The organism is Labrenzia sp. THAF35, from assembly GCF_009363595.1.
Taxonomy (GTDB): Bacteria; Pseudomonadota; Alphaproteobacteria; order Rhizobiales; family Stappiaceae; genus Roseibium; species Roseibium algicola.
In genome coordinates, this window is sequence record NZ_CP045380.1 from 5,754,806 (window position 1) to 5,772,463 (window position 17,658).

At 59.9% G+C, this 17,658-nt stretch carries 14 protein-coding genes and 1 tRNA gene; 5 read left to right on the plus strand and 10 right to left on the minus strand.

What is annotated here, in order from left to right:
- Positions 1-23: 23 nt before the first annotated feature.
- The 4 genes from FIU93_RS26435 to FIU93_RS26450 are packed head-to-tail and all read left to right on the plus strand — an operon-like array spanning position 24 to position 4,283.
- Positions 24-1,538, plus strand: coding sequence for a sugar ABC transporter ATP-binding protein (locus FIU93_RS26435; protein ID WP_152507226.1), 1,515 nt, complete (start codon positions 24-26; stop codon positions 1,536-1,538).
- Positions 1,538-2,578 carry an ABC transporter permease gene (locus tag FIU93_RS26440; protein WP_055658468.1) on the plus strand — a complete coding sequence of 347 codons (1,041 nt, stop codon included), beginning with the start codon at positions 1,538-1,540 and terminating at the stop codon, positions 2,576-2,578. Before FIU93_RS26435 ends, FIU93_RS26440 begins: the two co-directional genes overlap by 1 nt.
- Positions 2,578-3,567 carry a galactofuranose ABC transporter, permease protein YjfF gene (gene yjfF / locus FIU93_RS26445; protein ID WP_055659490.1) on the plus strand — a complete coding sequence of 330 codons (990 nt, stop codon included), beginning with the start codon at positions 2,578-2,580 and terminating at the stop codon, positions 3,565-3,567. The genes FIU93_RS26440 and yjfF overlap by 1 nt, the downstream gene beginning before the upstream one ends.
- On the plus strand, positions 3,564-4,283 hold the full coding sequence (locus tag FIU93_RS26450) for a FadR/GntR family transcriptional regulator (RefSeq protein ID WP_055658466.1): 720 nt from the start codon (positions 3,564-3,566) through the stop codon (positions 4,281-4,283). Before yjfF ends, FIU93_RS26450 begins: the two co-directional genes overlap by 4 nt.
- A gap of 152 nt (positions 4,284-4,435) precedes the next feature.
- Here FIU93_RS26450 and FIU93_RS26455 read toward each other — a convergent pair whose 3' ends face one another.
- The 7 genes from FIU93_RS26455 to chvE form a co-directional block, all read right to left on the minus strand.
- Entirely contained in the window at positions 4,436-5,944 is a 1,509-nt protein-coding gene (locus FIU93_RS26455; protein ID WP_152507227.1) for an aldehyde dehydrogenase (NADP(+)), read from the minus strand.
- A 27-nt stretch (positions 5,945-5,971) separates the two neighbouring features.
- Positions 5,972-6,895, minus strand: coding sequence for a Gfo/Idh/MocA family oxidoreductase (locus tag FIU93_RS26460; RefSeq protein ID WP_152507228.1), 924 nt, complete (start codon positions 6,893-6,895; stop codon positions 5,972-5,974).
- Positions 6,895-8,637, minus strand: a complete 1,743-nt coding sequence (gene araD / locus FIU93_RS26465; protein WP_152507229.1) for an L-arabinonate dehydratase — start codon at positions 8,635-8,637, stop codon at positions 6,895-6,897. Before araD ends, FIU93_RS26460 begins: the two co-directional genes overlap by 1 nt.
- Before the next feature lie 3 nt (positions 8,638-8,640).
- The gene (araD1, locus tag FIU93_RS26470; RefSeq protein ID WP_022999984.1) at positions 8,641-9,636 is read right to left on the minus strand and encodes an AraD1 family protein; all 996 of its coding nucleotides are present in this window, start codon (positions 9,634-9,636) and stop codon (positions 8,641-8,643) included.
- A 4-nt stretch (positions 9,637-9,640) separates the two neighbouring features.
- Positions 9,641-10,885, minus strand: a complete 1,245-nt coding sequence (mmsB, locus tag FIU93_RS26475) for a multiple monosaccharide ABC transporter permease (RefSeq protein ID WP_022999983.1) — start codon at positions 10,883-10,885, stop codon at positions 9,641-9,643.
- A gap of 11 nt (positions 10,886-10,896) precedes the next feature.
- Positions 10,897-12,411, minus strand: a complete 1,515-nt coding sequence (gene mmsA / locus FIU93_RS26480) for a multiple monosaccharide ABC transporter ATP-binding protein (RefSeq protein WP_152507230.1) — start codon at positions 12,409-12,411, stop codon at positions 10,897-10,899.
- A 249-nt stretch (positions 12,412-12,660) separates the two neighbouring features.
- Positions 12,661-13,740: a multiple monosaccharide ABC transporter substrate-binding protein gene (gene chvE / locus FIU93_RS26485; RefSeq protein WP_022999981.1), complete on the minus strand. Its 1,080-nt coding sequence runs from the start codon at positions 13,738-13,740 to the stop codon at positions 12,661-12,663.
- A gap of 156 nt (positions 13,741-13,896) precedes the next feature.
- Between chvE and FIU93_RS26490 the strand changes: the two genes are divergently transcribed.
- A complete protein-coding gene (locus FIU93_RS26490) occupies positions 13,897-14,853 on the plus strand; it encodes a LysR substrate-binding domain-containing protein (RefSeq protein WP_152507231.1) in 957 nt (318 codons plus the stop codon).
- Between the two features lie 63 nt (positions 14,854-14,916).
- Here FIU93_RS26490 and FIU93_RS26495 read toward each other — a convergent pair.
- The 3 genes from FIU93_RS26495 to yacG all read right to left on the minus strand — a co-directional run bounded on the left by FIU93_RS26495 (position 14,917) and on the right by yacG (position 17,657).
- Positions 14,917-14,992 (minus strand) — tRNA-Phe (locus FIU93_RS26495).
- Between the two features lie 378 nt (positions 14,993-15,370).
- Positions 15,371-16,966, minus strand: a complete 1,596-nt coding sequence (locus FIU93_RS26500; protein ID WP_022999905.1) for a bifunctional metallophosphatase/5'-nucleotidase — start codon at positions 16,964-16,966, stop codon at positions 15,371-15,373.
- Positions 16,967-17,453: 487 nt separating this feature from the next.
- A complete protein-coding gene (gene yacG / locus FIU93_RS26505; protein ID WP_031268946.1) occupies positions 17,454-17,657 on the minus strand; it encodes a DNA gyrase inhibitor YacG in 204 nt (67 codons plus the stop codon).
- Position 17,658: the final 1 nt, after the last annotated feature.

Sequence of the window (17,658 nt, forward strand, 5' to 3'; positions counted from 1 at the left end):
CCGACTTCGGGGGAAGCCGATACATGGCGAGCGTAACCGACCCTGTGCTCGAATGCCGGGGCATATCCAAATTCTTTCCGGGAGCCATAGCGCTGGATGCAGTGGACCTGACCCTTTATCCGGGTGAAGTGCATGCGCTGCTCGGCGAAAACGGGGCCGGAAAATCCACCCTGATCAAATGCCTGACCGGTGCCTATCGGCGCGATGCCGGCACCATCCTCCTGAACAGCCAGGAAATCTCGCCCAACAGCACTCAGGACAGCCAGAAACTGGGTATCGGCACCGTCTACCAGGAAGTGAACCTGCTGCCGAACCTGACTGTTGCAGAGAACCTTTTTCTCGGCCGCCAGCCGATGTGGCACGGGTTCATTTCCCAGCGCAAGATGATGAAGATGGCGCGGGACCTGCTTGCCGAATTCGGCCTTTCCGTCAATCCGGCCGAACCGCTGTCGGCCTATTCCGTCGCCGTACAACAGGTGGTCGCGATTGCCCGTGCCGTCGAGCTTTCCGGCAAGGTTCTGATCCTTGACGAACCGACAGCCAGCCTCGACCGGGATGAGGTCGACCTTGTTTTTTCCGTCATTGAAAAACTGAAGGCGCGTGGCCTTGCCGTTGTCTTCATCACGCATTTCCTCGACCAGGTGTTCGAGATCTCCGACCGGGCAACGGTGCTGAGAAACGGCCGGGTGGTTGGCACCCGTCAGCTTGCAGACGCAACCCAGACCGAGATCGTGACGCTGATGCTCGGCCGGCAGCTGGAAGATCGCATTCACGACCGCGCCCCGTCGGCAACCGGTGACACATTGATAGAGCTGACGAACTTCGGCAAACGCGGCATGATCACGCCGTTTGACCTGACCGTGCGCAAGGGCGAAGTCGTCGGCCTTGCCGGGCTTCTAGGGTCCGGACGTACGGAAACTGCCGAAATCATCTTTGGCGCCGTGCAGGCTGACCAGGGCGAAGCGCTGCTGGAAGGCAAGAAAGTCGCCATCAAGAACCCGCGTGAGGCCGTCGCGCACCGGTTTGCGCTCTGTCCGGAAGACCGGAAGAGCGACGGTATCGTCGGCGATCTTTCCGTGCGGGAGAATATCATTCTGGCTCTGCAGGCCCGACAGGGCTGGTTCCGGCCACTACCGAAAGCAAAGGTCAATGAACTGGCGGAAGCCTATGTGAAGGCCCTCGACATTCGCCTCGCCAGCCTGGACATGCCGATCCGCCTGCTTTCTGGCGGCAATCAGCAGAAGGCACTGCTGGCAAGATGGCTGGCGACCAATCCGGCCTTCCTGATCCTGGATGAACCGACACGCGGCATCGACGTCGGCGCCCACGCGGAAATCATCGCCCTTATCGAGAAACTGCGCGAAGACGGCATGGCGCTTCTTGTGGCCTCGTCCGAGCTGGAAGAACTCGTCGCCTATTCCACCCGGGTGATCGTGCTGCGTGACCGGCGTCAGGTATGCGAACTTGCCGGTGACGACATCACGACTTCCAACATTGTCGCGGCCATTGCCGACGAACCCATGGCGGAGGCCGTTTGATGACCGCACATGTTCACAACACCCTCCGGCGGATCACCCCGCAGCTGATCATCCTGGCTGCCGTTCTGATGTTGAACTTCATGGTATTCCCGGATTTCTTCCGGATAGAATTCCAGAACGGGCGCCTCTTCGGCAATCTGATTGACGTGCTCAATCGTGGCGCGCCAACCGCCCTTCTGTGCATCGGCATGACACTGGTCATCGCGACCAGAGGCATCGATCTGTCGGTTGGCGCCGTCATGGCAATTGCCGGTGCGGTTGCCGCTTCCCTTGCCGTGGATGGACATGGCTGGCACGTCGCCCTTACCGGTGCGCTTGCCGTCGGTGCGATCTGCGGCCTGTGGAACGGCGTGCTGGTTGCTGTCCTGCGCATTCAGCCGATCGTCGCAACGCTTGTGCTGATGGTCGCCGGCCGGGGCATTGCCCAGCTGGTGACGGAAGGAACGATCCTGACTTTCCTGGATCCTGGGCTCATCCACCTGGGCGCCGGCACGATCCTGGGCATTCCGACCCCGATCCTGATCTGGATCGGGCTCGGGCTCGCGGTTGCGGCAGTGGTCCGCAAGACAGCGCTTGGCATGCTGATCGAGGCAATCGGCATCAACGAGAGCTCTTCGCGCCTTGCGGGCATCAACAGCCGCGTGCTGATCATCTCTGTCTATCTGATTTCCGGTGTCTGCGCGGCACTGGCCGGCGTTATCGTCGCGGCGGATATCAAGGGGGCAGATGCCAACAATGCCGGTCTCTGGCTGGAACTTGATGCCATCCTGGCGGTGGTGATTGGTGGCAACTCGCTGCTTGGCGGGCGTTTCTCGATCATGGCGTCGCTGCTCGGAGCCCTGATCATCCAGTCGGTCAATTCGGTGATCCTTCTGTCCGGCATGCCGCCTGAATTCAACCTGGTCATCAAGGCACTGATCATCATCGCGATCCTGGTTATCCAGTCTCCGACCGTGAAACACGCGCTTTACATCTTGCGGGCTTCCGCGGAGCCCCAGCCGTCCGACCCCATCAAGGAAGCGAAAGAAAGCCCGCAATGATCCGCTCCACTCATCTGCCGCTTCTGATCACCATCGCGACTTTCGTGCTGGCCTATACGCTGTGCGCGTCGCAATACCCGGCGATGCTGTCGACACGGGTCGTCGCGAACCTCCTGACAGACAACGCCTTTCTTGGAATAGCCGCCGTCGGCATGACCTTCGTGATCCTTTCGGGGGGCATCGATCTTTCGGTCGGCTCGGTGATCGCCTTTACCGGCGTCTTTCTGGCTGTGATCCTGAGGGATACCTCGATCCATCCGCTGGTCGCCTTTGTCCTGGTACTGGCGATCACCATTTCCTTCGGTGCGGCGATGGGGGCGATGATCCATTATCTGGAGATGCCGCCCTTCATCGTCACGCTGGCAGGCATGTTCCTGGCCCGCGGCGCGGCCTATGTACTGTCGACCGACAGCGTACCGATCACCCATGAGTTCTACGACACACTGCAGTCGCTTTACTGGAAGGCTCCGGGCGGCGGACGTTTCCGGCTCACCGGCATGATCATGCTGCTGACCTTCCTCGTCGGCATCATCGTCGCCCACCGCACCCGCTTCGGCCAGAATGTCTATGCACTTGGCGGCGGGCTGTCGACTGCCCGGCTGATGGGCGTTCCCCTGGCAAGGACCACCATCGGCATCTACGCAACGTCAGGCGGCCTTGCCGGACTTGCCGGGATCATCTTCTCTCTCTACACGTCCGCCGGCTATTCACTGGCGACGGTAGGGGTCGAACTCGACGCCATCGCGGCAGTGGTGATCGGCGGCACATTGCTTACCGGCGGCACTGGTTTTGTCGCAGGCACATTCTTTGGCATTTTGATCATGGGGTTGATACAAACCTTTATCGTGTTCGACGGAACGCTTTCGAGCTGGTGGACAAAGATCGTGATCGGCGGTTTGCTCTTCGGCTTCATCTTGCTTCAGAAGGGACTCACTTGGGCAACGACACTGCGCAGAAAACCAGCGACAGAGTTCGCCGCGCAATCATGACCTTCGTCGCCACCGGCGGGTTGGGAAGCCAGATCGGAAACCATACCGATCAGGTTGTCGAGCAACTGGGAAGAGCCATCGTTGCAGGTGAGTACCCGCCGGAAACGATGATCCCCCTGGACCCGGACATTTCGGAAATGTTCGACGTCTCGCGCACGGTGGTGCGGGAAGCGAAGAAGACGCTGATCGCAAAAGGCCTGATCCAGTCAAAAGCCAAGGTTGGAACCCATGTCCGGCCCGCATCCGAATGGAACATGTTCGATCCGGACGTCCTGCGCTGGCACGCCGCGCTCAACAACCAGCGTCCGTTTCTGGAAGACCTGTTCGAGATCCGCCTGATCTTCGAACCGGCGGCAGCAGGCAGCGCCGCCAAGCGCGCAACCGATGCGGAATGCGTGACCCTGTCCAAACTCTGCGACAACCTTGCCACCGGCAAGGACAGGGCCGCCGTGGCCGTGGCCGATCTGGAGTTTCACAAAATGATCCTGAAGCTCTCCGGCAATCGCTTCCTGCAGTCACTTGGAGATCTCGTTCAGGCCGCGCTCTACTCCCTCTTCATTGCCGAGGCCAACGAGCGCAACGACCAGGAAACATACGAGTTCGTCGAGCGTCACCGCGCCATCGTCACGGCCATCAAGGCCGGGGACGCGAAGGCCGCTCATGACGCCATGGTCGCCGTCATCCTGGCCGGCCGGAAGATCGAACTGAATATCTGAGGCTTCAAACTTGAAAAAACGCCTCATCCTGAGGAGCGCACTTGTGCGCGTCTCGAAGGATGGGCCACTTGTTCAGAGCAAGGTGCCCATCCTTCGAGACGGACCTGAAGGTCCTCCTCAGGATGAGGTCGTCATTTGATCGCCCACCCGGCTCAGCTGGCCGGCAGCAGGTCGTCCGGCAGGTTCTGGTAGCAGACCGGGCGCAGGAAGCGCCGGATCGCCATTGTGCCGACGGAGGTGGCGCCGAAGTTGGTCGATGCCGGGTAAGGCCCGCCGTGAACCATGCTGTCGGCAACTTCCACACCGGTCGGGAAGCCATTGGCAAGCACACGGCCTGCCTTGCGCTCCAGCACCGGCATCAGCTTGCGGGCAAGGTCCTTGTCGCCTGCATCCATCTGCAACGTGCAGGTGAGCTGGCCTTCCAGGCCCTTGGCGATTTCCAGAAGCTGTGCTTCATCCTTCACGCGGATCACGATGCCGAGCGGGCCGAAGACTTCTTCACCCAGTTCCTCGTTGGCCAGCCAGTTGTCGCCGGTTGTCTCGAAGACGTAAGGTGCGGCTTCACGGGTCTCGCAGGACGTGCCGATCAATTCGCGGACACCGCTGGAAGCGGCAACCCGCTTGGAACCGGACCGGTAGGCGGCCGCGATTCCGTCTGTCAGCATGGTCTGCTTGCCAATGCCGCCGAGGGCTTCTGTTGCTGTCGCAACGAAGGCGTCCGCATCCGGACCTTCGAGCACCAGGATAACGCCGGGGTTGGTGCAGAACTGGCCAGCACCCATTGTCAGCGATCCGGCCCAGCCCTTTGCAATTGCCTCGCCGCGAGCGGAGAGCGCCGCCGGCAGCAGGAACATCGGGTTGACCGAACCAAGCTCACCAAAGAACGGGATCGGCACCGGGCGCTGTGCGCACATGTCGAACAGGGCACGGCCGCCACGCAGGGAGCCAGTGAAACCGACGGCGGTGATCAGCGGGTGCTGAACAAGCGCCTGGCCAACCTCGAAACCATTGCCCTGGATGAAGGAGAAGACACCCGGATGCAGGCCGCAGGACTTGATGGCTGCGGCGATCGCCTCGGCGACAATCTCACCGGTGCCCGGATGGGCCGGGTGGCCACGGACGACTACGGGGCAGCCGGCAGCCAGAGCCGATGCCGTATCACCACCGGCGGTCGAGAATGCCAGCGGGAAGTTGGAAGCACCGAAGACCGCGACCGGCCCGATCGGGCGCTGGACCAGCTTCAGGTCCGGGCGCGGCAGAGGCTGACGGTCCGGCAGGGCTTCGTCGTGACGCTTGTCGAGATAATCGCCTTTCAGAATATGCGAGGCAAACAGGCGCAACTGGCCGGTGGTGCGACCACGCTCGCCCTGAAGACGCGCTTCCGGCAAACCGGTTTCGGACGTGCCGATCTCGGTGATGGCGTCCGCACGGGCTTCAATCTCGTCTGCAATGGCATTGAGAAATTTTGCCCGCTCTTCACTGCTGGAATAGCCATAGCTCCAGAAGGCTTCTTCCGCTGCGCGGCAGGCCGCGTCCACCTGGTCGGCGGTACCGACGGAAAAAGCGTGAGACGCGCCATGCGCAGGTTCGGAGGTGAATGTTGCATCGCCGGCAACCCATTGCCCTGCAACAAGCTGCTTTCCGTGAGGCATAAAAGTCATGTCAAACCTTCTGGTTTTGAAGATGGATCAGAATTCGAACGGATCAGTGATGACGCGCCGCCCGAGAGAAAAGGCGTCGCACACATGGATCATCGGCGAGAGATCGACGTCGCTCGTGCCCGATTTCACCAGATCCGCCATACGGACGTAGAGGTTGGCATATTCATGGTTCGCCCCCTGTATAACGGGCTCACCGTCGATTTCCAGCTTCTCACCGCCAAGTGACAGCTTTGCGGCGCCCCGGTCGGTTTCAACGTCGATGTCCCATGTCTGGGGCCCTTCCTGACGCCAGTCGAAATCGGCGGACATTTCCGCGCCAACCGGATCTGCGAAGGTCAGCCCGGCGGCAATCGGCGTTGCCCGGTTCTCCGGAAACTCCAGCGTCGCACCGGTGAGGTGAACCGGATAAGGAAGAACCTCGGTCAGGATCGAGAGCGCATTGATACCTGGATCGAAGACCCCCATGCCACCCGGCTCCCAGATCCATTCCTGGCCGGGATGCCAACGGCGAACGTCTTCCTTCCAGGTGATCTTGAGCCGTTTCAACGTGCGTTCGGCAAGGAATGCCTTCAGCGCCGGTACGCTATCGGCATAGCGGGAGTGCCAGGTGGCGAACAACGTCACCCCGTGTTCCCTTGCAAGTGCCTCCAGCGCATAGCATTCGGCAAGGCTCTGACCCGGCGGCTTTTCCAGCATCACATGCTTGCCGGCCTTCAAGGCCTTGGCCGCATACTCGAACCGAGGTTGCGGTGGAATGGCGAGCGAGACCGTGGTGATGTCCGACCGCTTTTCCAGAAGCTCGTCGATCGTCTGGAAGTGATCGATCCCGTCAACGCCGGCGTGACGGCTGACCGCCGCCTCCAGCTGCCAGTCCGGATTACCGGCAATTGCCGGTATGTGCTGATCGCGGGCAATCTTGCCGATGCCCACCAGCGCCAGTTTTTCTGCCATCAATGTGAATCCTTCGGCACGGCGGAACCGCGGCAGCCTTTCAGGAAGTCGAAATCAGCGCCGGTGTCGGCACCCTGGACGTGGTCATGGAACAGGCGGGCGTAGCCGCTGTCCGGAACATGGTGCGACGGCTTCCATGCTGCAAGCCGTGCGGACAATTCCTGTTCGGAAATGTCGAGATGGATTGATCGGTTCGCAACATCCAGTTCGATCATGTCGCCGTCTTTCACCACAGCCAAAGGACCTCCGGCAGCAGCCTCCGGAGAGGTATGCAGGACAACGGTGCCATAAGCCGTGCCGGACATGCGCGCATCCGAAATGCGGACCATGTCGGTAATGCCTTTCTTCAGCACCTTGGGCGGTAAGCCCATGTTGCCGACTTCCGACATGCCCGGGTACCCCTTGGGGCCGCAGTTCTTCAGCACCATGACGCAGGTCTCGTCGATGTCGAGGGCACCGTCGTTGATCTTGGCCTTGTAGTCGTCGATATCCTCAAAGACCACCGCCCTGCCCTTGTGCTGCATCAAATGCGGCGACGCGGCAGACGGTTTCAGGACAGCGCCATTGGGTGCAAGGTTGCCCTTCAGAACCGCGATACCACCCTGGCTGGTCAGCGCCTTTTCCGCCGGCAGGATGACATCCTCGTTCCAGTTCTTCACATCCTTGACCTGGTCCCACATGGTCTCGCCGGAAACGGTGATGGCGTCCTTGTTGAGCATGCCCGCCTCGCCGAGGCGCTTGATCACCACCGGCAGACCACCGGCATAGAAGAACTCTTCCATCAGGTATTTGCCGGACGGCATCAAGTTGACGATGGTCGGGATGTCCCGGCCTGCCTTGTCCCAATCATCGAGCGAGAGGTCTATGCCGACACGGCCGGCGATAGCCAGCAGATGGATGACCGCATTCGTCGACCCGCCGATGGCACCATTGGTGCGGATCGCATTCTCAAACGCTTCGCGGGTCAGGATGTCGGACGGTTTCAGATCGTCCTTCACCATCTGCACGATCCGCCGGCCGGAGAGATGCGCGATCACCCGGCGGCGGCTGTCGACAGCCGGGATCGCCGCATTGCCGGACAGTGCCATGCCGAGCGCCTCTGCCATAGAGGCCATGGTGGATGCCGTGCCCATGGTGTTGCAGCTGCCTGGGGACCGGCTCATGGCGGCCTCGGCCTCCAGAAACTCCTCCTGGGTCATTTCCCCAGCCTTCACCGCCTCGGAGAATTTCCAGAGGTGCGTACCGGAGCCGACCCGTTCTCCCTGGAACCAGCCATTCAGCATCGGGCCGCCGGTGACGACAATTGCCGGAATATCGACAGAGGCTGCGCCCATCAGCAGAGAGGGCGTGGTCTTGTCGCAGCCGACAAGCAAGACGACGCCATCCAGGGGCGTGCCCCGGATCGCTTCTTCCACATCCATGCTGGCAAGATTGCGGAACATCATTGCCGTTGGACGCAGCGTGCTTTCGCCGGTCGAGAACACGGGGAACTCCACCGGAAAGCCGCCGGCCTCGTAGATCCCGTGTTTGACGCGCTCCGCCAGATCGCGCAGATGCGCGTTGCAGGGCGTGAGCTGGGACCAGGTGTTGCAGATACCAATAACCGGGCGACCATCGAAGAGGTCGTCCGGCAGACCCTGGTTCTTCATCCAGCTGCGGTGATAGATGTGGTCACGGCTGGTGCCGCCGAACCATTCGGTCGACCGCAGTTTGCGCGGCCATTTCGCCGGTTTGAATGCCATGATCTAAAGAACCTTCACTTGAGCCGCCCCGGCTTCCGCAGCCTTGAAAGCCAAGCGGTTTTTCAGGGGAACGCCGAACCCCGGCGCGGAAATCTCGACCTCGTCCCCTTCCCGGCAGCCAATGCCATCGGCGAAGGAAAGCGTTGCCGTGCCGAACATGTGCACGTGCAGATCGCCCGGCTGGCGGAAAACGTCATACTTGAAATGATGGTGTTCCAGGTTCGCCAGCGTGTGGGACATGTTGCCTTCACCCGACAGGAATGGCTTTTCCCAAAGCACTGCGCCGTCACGATAGATCCGGCTGGTGCCTTCAACCTTCTCCGGAAGCGGACCGACCATCAGTTCCGGCCCGAAGGAGGCCGGACGCAGTTTGGAATGTGCCAGGTACAGATAGTTCTGGCGCTCCATCACGTGATCGGAGAACTCGTTAGCGAGCGCGAAGCCGACGCGGAACGGCGTTCCGTCTTCGGCAATAACATATACCCCAGCAATCTCCGGTTCCTCGCCGCCATCCTCGCAGAAACCGGGACTGACAAGATCACCGCCCGGCGCAACCGCGCAGGATCCGTTGCCCTTGTAGAACCATTCCGGCTGGACACCGACATGGCCCGGCTGCGGACGACCGCCTTCAAGGCCAAGCTGGAACATCTTCATGCTGTCCGTGACGTTGGCATCGTCGTTCTTCGCCTTGGCGTGCATGGCGTCACGAGTTGCCGCGGACCCCAGGTGCGTCAGCCCCGTGCCGGTCAGATGCATATGAGCTGCGTCCGGGTGGTCGATCGGCAGCAGCAAACGGCCTTCAGAGGCCAGCTGTTCCAGGTCGACCGCCGCGCCGAGTTCATGTCCTCGGATACATTCGGTCAGGCTCTGGCCCTTTGCGATGGCTTCCTGAACCAGCTCGTAGGTAGAGGCAACTCCCTTCAGGACAGAAGCTTCGCTGCCATTGCGGACGACCACGGCACGTTTGCCGGCATCATCCAGGATCTGGGAAATCAGCATAGCGTTACCCCTGCTTGTTCTTGTTGTAGACGTCGAAAATTACGGCTGCGAGCAGCACGAGGCCCTTGATCATCTGCTGATAGTCGATACCGATGCCCATGATCGACATGCCGTTGTTGAGCACGCCCATGAGGAAGGCTCCGACGACCGCGCCAATGATGGTGCCGACCCCGCCGGACATGGACGCCCCGCCGATGAAGACGGCCGCAATCACGTCCAGTTCCAATGCGAAGCCGGCCTTGGGCGTTGCGGTGTTGAGACGTGCAGCGAATACGAGACCCGCGGCAGCAGCCAGAACGCCCATGTTCGTGAAGGCCAGGAAGGTCAGTCGTTCGGTCTTGATACCGGACAGTTTGGCAGCCTTCTGGTTGCCGCCGAGTGCGTAGATCCGGCGGCCGACCGTCGTCGTTTCGGTGATGAAGGCATAGATGATCGTCAGGACGCCCATGGTGATGAGCACATTCGGCAGGCCGCGGAACAGGGACAGCTTGAACATCACGAACACCAGTGCGGCAGCAATGATCACGTTGCGGGCGATGAAGAAGCTCGTCGGCTCATCCTCGATGCCGTAGGCCTTGTTCTGTGCCCGCTGACGCATGCCGATCCAGACCACAAGGGCTGCGGCCACGACACCGGTTGCGAGCGCAAGAACATTGACCTTGCGAGCACCGAAGAGATCCGCCAGTGCTTCCCCCATGCCGGCCGGAAACATGTCCGGTACGAACCCGGTGGCAATGATCTGGAATTCCTTCGGGAACGGCCCAACCGATTGACCTTCGAGAAGCCAGAGCGACAGACCGCGGAAGACCAGCATGCCTGCCAGCGTCACAATGAAGGACGGTATTTTCCAATAGGCGACCCAATACCCCTGGGCCGCGCCGATCAGTCCGCCGATGGCCAGGCAGACGATCATCGTGATGTACGGCGATTGACCGTAGTTGACGATCATGACAGCGGCGAGCGCCCCGATGAAGCCCATCACCGAACCGACCGACAGGTCGATGTTGCCCGAGACGATGACGATCAGCATGCCGAGCGCCATGATGATGATGTAGGAGTTCTGCAGCAGCAGGTTGGTGATGTTTACTGCACGCAGCAGCGTGCCGTCGGTAACCACCTCGAAGAAGGCCATCACCGCAATCAGCGCGAACAGCAGTCCGTATTGCCGCAAATGCGAGGAGATATACTCGCCGATGCCCTTGGTCTTCACGACCGGCGTCGCATTGGTGTCGCTATCAGCCAGTTCCATGGGTTTTTCTCTCACTCGTTGACAATGAGCGACATGATGCGCTCCTGGCTCGCATCGCCGGCGGCAAGTTCACCGACGAGAGCCCCTTCGTTCATGACGTAGACCCGGTCGCACATGCCGAGCAGTTCCGGCATTTCCGACGAGATCATGACCACGCCTTTGCCCTGCGCGGCGAGGTCGTTGATGATGGTGTAGATTTCATATTTGGCGCCGACGTCGATGCCGCGGGTCGGCTCGTCCAGGATCAGCACTTCCGGCGCGGTGAACAGCCATTTGGCCAACACCACCTTCTGCTGATTGCCTCCGGAAAGGTTGACCGTTTTCTGAAACACCGACGGCGTGCGGATCGCCAGCGCTTCCCGGTATCTCTCGGCAACGCGGGTTTCCTCGTTGCGCTTGAGGATGGGCCCGGAGGAAACGCCGTTCAGGTTGGCAAGCGTCGTGTTGAACCGGATCGTCTCGTCCAGAACCAGCCCGAGGGCCTTGCGGTCTTCAGTGACGTAGGAGATGCCGGCTGCAATTGCCCGGTCCACGGTGCTGACATCAATCGGCTGGCCCTTGAGCTTCACCGATCCGCTGATGTTACGGCCATAGGACCGGCCGAAGATGGACATCGCCAGTTCGGTCCGGCCCGATCCCATCAGCCCGGCAATGCCGACGACCTCGCCTGCCCGGACATTGAAGGAAGCGTTCTTGATCACACGCCGTTCGGAATGCTCGGGATGCCAGACGGACCAGTCCGTGACTTCCATCAGGATATCGCCCGGGGTTCGGCTGTGCTCCGGGAACCGGTGTGTCATGTCCCGGCCGACCATGTCGCGGACGATATCGTCCTCGCTCAGGCCTGCCTTGGCGTCGAGGTTCGACACGGTCATGCCGTCACGGATCACCGTAACGCTGTCCGCGACATATCGGACTTCGTTGAGCTTGTGCGAGATGATGATGCTGGTGACGCCCTGCGCCTTGAGTTCCAGCATGAGATCAAGCAGCTTGCGGCTGTCGTTTTCCTGCAGTGCCGCGGTCGGCTCGTCCAGGATCAACAGCTTGACGTCCTTCGACAGGGCCTTGGCGATTTCGACAAGCTGCTGCTTGCCGACGCCGATGGAATCGACCTTGGTCGTCGGGGGTTCCGAAAGACCGACCTTGGCGAGCAGTTCTTCTGTCCGCTGGTTGGTTTTCCGCCAGTCGATCACGCCCTTGCTGGCGCATTCGTTGCCCAGGAAGATGTTTTCGGCAATCGAAAGCTGCGGCACCAGGGCAAGTTCCTGGTGAATGATGATGATGCCCTGCTTTTCACTGTCCGATATGCCGGAGAACCGGGCCGGTTCGCCTTCAAAAACAATCTCGCCGTCATATTGACCGTGCGGATAGACGCCGGACAGAACCTTCATCAGTGTGGATTTGCCTGCGCCATTCTCGCCGACGACGGCGTGAATTTCGCCCTTCTGGACATCCAGATTGACCCGGTCCAGCGCCTTCACGCCGGGAAAGGTCTTGCTGATGTTCTGCATGGAAAGGAGTGCCATCGACCCCGTTCTCCGAATTCCGAGGAAAGACCCACCCACCGAGCCGGACAATCAGGGTCCGGGTCCATTCCGCTCTCCCAGGACTGCGAGGAAGAGCGGAATTGCCGTGTCGATGGGTGGTAAGTGCTGCCGGACCAGCGGAAGATCAATCGGATGGGATCGATCCTCCTGAAGCTGATCACGTCCAAAGTGGCGGAGCATCCGGTGTGCGCTCGGTTGAACGCAGGATGCTCCGGGGTGTTGTCGTTCTTATTTGACCTGGTCTGCAGTGTAGTAACCGCTGCCGATCAGGATCTCTTCCCAGTTGCTGGCGTCGACGGAAACCGGCTCCAGCAGGTAGGACGGAACAACCTTCACACCGTTGTCGTAGGTGGTGGTGTCGTTGATTTCCGGCTCGCCGCCACCCAGCAGGGCATCAACCATGCCGACAGTGACACGGGCAAGTTCACGGGTATCCTTGAAAACGGTCGAGTACTGCTCGCCGGCCAGGATCGACTTCACAGACGGGACTTCGGCGTCCTGACCGGTGACGATCGGCATCTTCAGATCGCCGGAACCGTAGCCGACACCCTTGAGCGAGGACAGGATGCCGATGGACAGGCCGTCATACGGGCTGAGAGCGCCGTGCAGCTGCTTGTCGGTGTAGTGAGCGGACAACAGGTTATCCATGCGAGACTGCGCAACTGCACCGTCCCAACGCAGCGTACCGACGGTATCCATGCCCATCTGGCCGGACTGGATGACGATCGTGCCATCGTCGATCAGCGGCTGCAGAACGGACATCGCACCGTCGTAGAAGAAGTAGGCGTTGTTATCGTCCGGAGAACCGCCAAAGAGTTCAACATTGTAAGGGCCGTCGCCGAACCGCTCTTTCAAGCCGTTCACGAGAGACGTTGCCTGCTGCACGCCGACCTTGAAGTTGTCGAAAGTCGCGTAATAGTCGACGTCGCCACTGTCACGGATCAGGCGGTCGTAGGCGATGACCTTGATGCCGGATGCGGCCGCATTTTCAAGAGCGTTGGAAAGCGTGGTGCCGTCGATGGCTGCGATCACCAGAACGTCCACACCCTTGGTGATCATGTTTTCGATCTGGGCGAGCTGGTTCGGAATATCATCTTCTGCGTACTGCAGGTCTGCTTCATAGCCGGCTTCGGTGAACTGCTCGACCATGGAATTGCCGTCGGAGATCCAGCGTGCCGAAGATTTCGTCGGCATGGCGATGCCGATGGAGCCTTTGTCCTGGGCCATTGCCGCGCCGGTCAGCGCCACGCCGGACATAAGGGTTGCTGCTGCCGCTACCGCGACAAGCGCCTTGGAAACAAATTTCATATCGTCCTCCCGGACCGGATCCCAGCCGGCCCAATTCAGTCACAGGCATTCACGGGTTGATGCCGGGGAGTACAAAATGGAAAAGTAACATGACGGTCAAATTATTATTCATTATCATTACATACCTTAATTGATATGAAATAACGGAAATCGGCCATGAGCTTGGACTTGCTGCGGCGGGGAATGAAAATCTCCCACTTGCGATTGCTCGCGGAGCTTGCAAAACACACTCGCCTCACCGACGCAGCAAGCGCTCTCGGCATGTCGCAACCGGCCGCTTCGCGTCTGATCTCAGAGGTTGAGCGCGTGGCGGAAGCCGACATTTACGTGCGATCGGGCCGCGGAATCGAGTTGACCGACATCGGCCACAAACTGGCCGAACGCTGTGTGCGCATCCTGCAGGAGTTTGCCGATGCGGGGCGCGATATCGAACAGCACAAGTCCGGCCAGAGCGGGCACGTCAGCATCGGGTCGGTGACGGGCCCTGCAATCGAATATGTCCTGCCCGCAATACGTCACGTGCGCCTCAGCTACCCGGATATTTCCATTTCGGTGGAAGTCGGTCCCAGTCTCGATCTGGCACCGATGCTGGAGGACGGGCGGCTCGACTTTTCCCTCAGCCGCGTGCCGGTGGATGAAGATCCGGACCTGTTCGAGGAACGCCCTCTCCTGCGCGAACCTGCCTGTCTGGTCGCCCGGACGGATCATCCGCTGACCCGCCTCGCAACACCTGTGCCTGCAGAAGCCCTATTGGGTTTTGACTGGGTGCTTCCTCCTGTTGGCGCCCCGATCCGCACCACGACGGAACAGGCATTGCGCGACAAGGGGCTTGGACTGCCCACCAAGGTGCTGACAACGTCTTCGTTTCTGTTCACGGTTACGACTGTGCAGCGTACCAACGCGATTGCCGCTGTTGCCCAATCGGTTGCCTCAAGCTTTGCTGAAAATGCAGATGGAAGTCCGGGCACGATCACGGCCCTTGAAAGCGATCTCACCTTGTCGGTTGAGACCTATTCCTTCCTGACCCGAAAAGGCCAGGTTCTGACGCCTGTCGCCCGGATCGTGGCACGCGAAGTCCTGCGGGCAATCACGGGCGAAACGATACTTGCGTGATTGCACGTCGCAAGCCGAAGCGATGCAACGTCTTGAAAAATTTGACAAACTGTAGAGGGAGAGTGGTGCCCAGAGCCGGAATCGAACCAGCGACACGCGGATTTTCAATCCGCTGCTCTACCAACTGAGCTATCTGGGCGTGCCTTGCAAGTGGTCCGGGGCGAGCCCCGTTCGCTGAAAGCCCGGTCCTTATAGAGGCTCCCTGAAACCTTGTCCAGCACCCCGGCAAAGTTTTTTGCCGAACGGCCTCACCTCACCTGTTGAAAACTTTCAGCCCCACTAACCTTCTGAAAAACAATACCTTTCCCGAGCCTGACCAAAATCGTTTCGTACTGTCTCACATATATCTCGGCTTCTGTCGCAACAAGGCACGTGGTCGGAGGCTCTCTGGCCCACAGTCAAGTCATCACCTCTATCCTGCGGTACGCACCCGATCTCCCCCAAATACTGACGTGCAAACGAAAGAAGCGCGCCACGAATGGCGCGCTTCTGACAGTCATCAACGATCCTGTAGATCTTATTTCACGGTGATCCGGTCGTCCGTGTAAGCGGAGTAACCATTCTTGCCTGCAAGATAATCGGATACCACATCGGCCAGGTCCGGGCCGAAGTCATAGGCGTTCATGCCGTTGGTCGCGAAGATCTTGTAGCCGTCGCCGCCACCGCGCATGTAGTTGTTGGACACCACGCCGTAGACCTTTTCCGGATCCAGCGGGACGTAGCTGTCGCCTTCCATCACCATGACATCGGAAATCCGCTCCCCGGCAGGTTTGGTCTTGTCGAAGGAATACTTAAGACCGGCGACTTGCGGGAAACGGCCCGCGCCCTCTTCCACCTGGCTGACACCGTTTTCAAGAGCCGCGATCACATCGGACCCCTTCAGTTCGAAAGTGGACAGCGTGTTCTGGAACGGCAGCACCGTCAGGACTTCGCCCTTGGTGATCTCACCGGCGTCGATGGAGGCACGCAGACCACCGCCGTTCTGGATGGCGATCTGGACACCCTGGCCCTTTACGCGATCAAGCATGGCATCTGCGACCAGGATCCCCATTTCGCAAGCCTGGGCCCGGCAGACTTCCCGGTCGGCGCCGATGGGAGCATCGGCCTGGGCAACGACTTCCTTGCGGATTTCGTCGAGCGGTTCGGCGAGTTCCTTGATGCGGGAAACAAGTTCCGGATTTTCGACGATGGTGTTGTCGATGATGATCGGCTCACCGGCAGCTTCCGTGATGACGCCATTGTCGTCAAAGGTCACGTTCAGCTCGCCCAGGAACTTGCCGTAGGCGTAGGCCTGAACGACGGCCGTCGGCGTTCCATCCGGACCGTCGATCATGGTCGGATACGGGCCTTCGGCATCGTCCGACGTGTTGGACAGGTAAGTGTTGGAGTGGCCGCCGACAATCACGTCGATGCCAGGTGCCTTGGCAGCAACTTCCTTGTCGACGTTATAGCCGGAGTGGCTGAGGACGATGATCTTGTTGACGCCTTCGGCAGCAAGTTTCTCCGCTTCGCGGGTTACGGCTGCAACCGGATCGGTGAAGGAAATATTCGCGCCGGGGCTAGCCAGTTCATCGGTGTCTTCCGGCGTCAGGCCGATCAGGCCGATCTTCTCACCGCCGCGTTCGATGACGATCGAAGGCTTCAGCACGTCGGCAAGCTGAGGCTCCTTCGACACATCCGCGTTGGACATCAGGACCGGAAACTCCACCGCATCCATGAAGCCGCGCAGGACTTCAGGTCCATCATCAAATTCATGGTTGCCGACGGTCATTCCGTCGTAGCCGAGCTTGTTCATGAACTCGGCGGCAGCCTTGCCCTTGTAATAGGTATAGAACAGCGTGCCCTGGAACTGGTCACCACCGTCGACGAGGATCGTGTTGTTGCTGGCCGCGCGGCGATCCTTGATGATCGTGTCGAGGCGCGCCGTGCCACCGAAGCATTTGCCTTCCGCATTGTCCTCTTCACCGCAGGTCGAATCGTACTTGTTGATCGGCTCGATGCGGCTGTGGAAGTCGTTGGTATGCAAGATCGTCAGCGAATAATCGGCATAGGCTGCCGTCGACAGTGCCGTGGTCACGGACAGCACTGCGGCGCTCAGAAAACGTTTTTTCATCGGACCCTCGCCCTTGGATAGGTTGGTTATGCCGTATCAGGAACGAGACGCCTGACGCCGGCTTCCCGGTGTTCTTAAAAACCCCGTACGCCCCTCAACAAAAGGCATCAACCCTACCGGACAAAACCGGAATTCAGGGCGTCAGGATCGCCGGTATAAAAAGATCTTGGTGCAGTTTTATGACAGCTGCAAGTGTTTGGCGGCATGAAACTGAAAAAAATTTTGCTGGATAAATATTTTTGCAGCGCTGCCTAAAAATAGCTCAATCCCGCCAACTCTGCCGAGCCAAGTTCCGTGGCAGCCGGCTGAACAGGCAAATAGCAAGGCTTCCCGAAAACTCCGGTGGCGGGCGGTTTTCAGGGACTTTTGAGAAGATTTTCAGGAGAGGAGCACTGAGGCACCGAGTTCTGCCTGGAATACCGGCAAGGCCTTCGCACCTGCTTCGCCGGCAAACGAACCGGCGGATCACATGGCGCACCAGGACCTGTCAGGAGCGGTCTTCGTCCGGGAAATTGCTCTCGTCGATATCGTCGGTTTCCACCACGGGTATGGTGTACCCCTCGGAGAACCAGCGGTTCAGATCGATCTTGGCGCAGCGATCCGAGCAGAACGGATAATCGTCCGGCGTCGACAATTTCGAGCAGATTGGACAGGGGCGCATGCGCCGTTCGGGTTTCTGGCTTTCGGCCATT

Bases quoted from the DNA above. Each gene is read 5' to 3' on its own strand.
- FIU93_RS26435 (WP_152507226.1), top strand. From the start codon at position 24: ATGGCGAGCGTAACCGACCCTGTGCTCGAATGCCGGGGCATATCCAAA.
- FIU93_RS26440 (WP_055658468.1), top strand. From the start codon at position 1,538: ATGACCGCACATGTTCACAACACCCTCCGGCGGATCACCCCGCAGCTG.
- FIU93_RS26450 (WP_055658466.1), top strand. From the start codon at position 3,564: ATGACCTTCGTCGCCACCGGCGGGTTGGGAAGCCAGATCGGAAACCAT.
- FIU93_RS26455 (WP_152507227.1), bottom strand. From the start codon at position 5,944: ATGACTTTTATGCCTCACGGAAAGCAGCTTGTTGCAGGGCAATGGGTT.
- FIU93_RS26460 (WP_152507228.1), bottom strand. From the start codon at position 6,895: ATGGCAGAAAAACTGGCGCTGGTGGGCATCGGCAAGATTGCCCGCGAT.
- araD (WP_152507229.1), bottom strand. From the start codon at position 8,637: ATGGCATTCAAACCGGCGAAATGGCCGCGCAAACTGCGGTCGACCGAA.
- araD1 (WP_022999984.1), bottom strand. From the start codon at position 9,636: ATGCTGATTTCCCAGATCCTGGATGATGCCGGCAAACGTGCCGTGGTC.
- mmsB (WP_022999983.1), bottom strand. From the start codon at position 10,885: ATGGAACTGGCTGATAGCGACACCAATGCGACGCCGGTCGTGAAGACC.
- mmsA (WP_152507230.1), bottom strand. From the start codon at position 12,411: ATGGCACTCCTTTCCATGCAGAACATCAGCAAGACCTTTCCCGGCGTG.
- chvE (WP_022999981.1), bottom strand. From the start codon at position 13,740: ATGAAATTTGTTTCCAAGGCGCTTGTCGCGGTAGCGGCAGCAGCAACC.
- FIU93_RS26490 (WP_152507231.1), top strand. From the start codon at position 13,897: ATGAGCTTGGACTTGCTGCGGCGGGGAATGAAAATCTCCCACTTGCGA.
- FIU93_RS26500 (WP_022999905.1), bottom strand. From the start codon at position 16,966: ATGAAAAAACGTTTTCTGAGCGCCGCAGTGCTGTCCGTGACCACGGCA.
- yacG (WP_031268946.1), bottom strand. From the start codon at position 17,657: ATGGCCGAAAGCCAGAAACCCGAACGGCGCATGCGCCCCTGTCCAATC.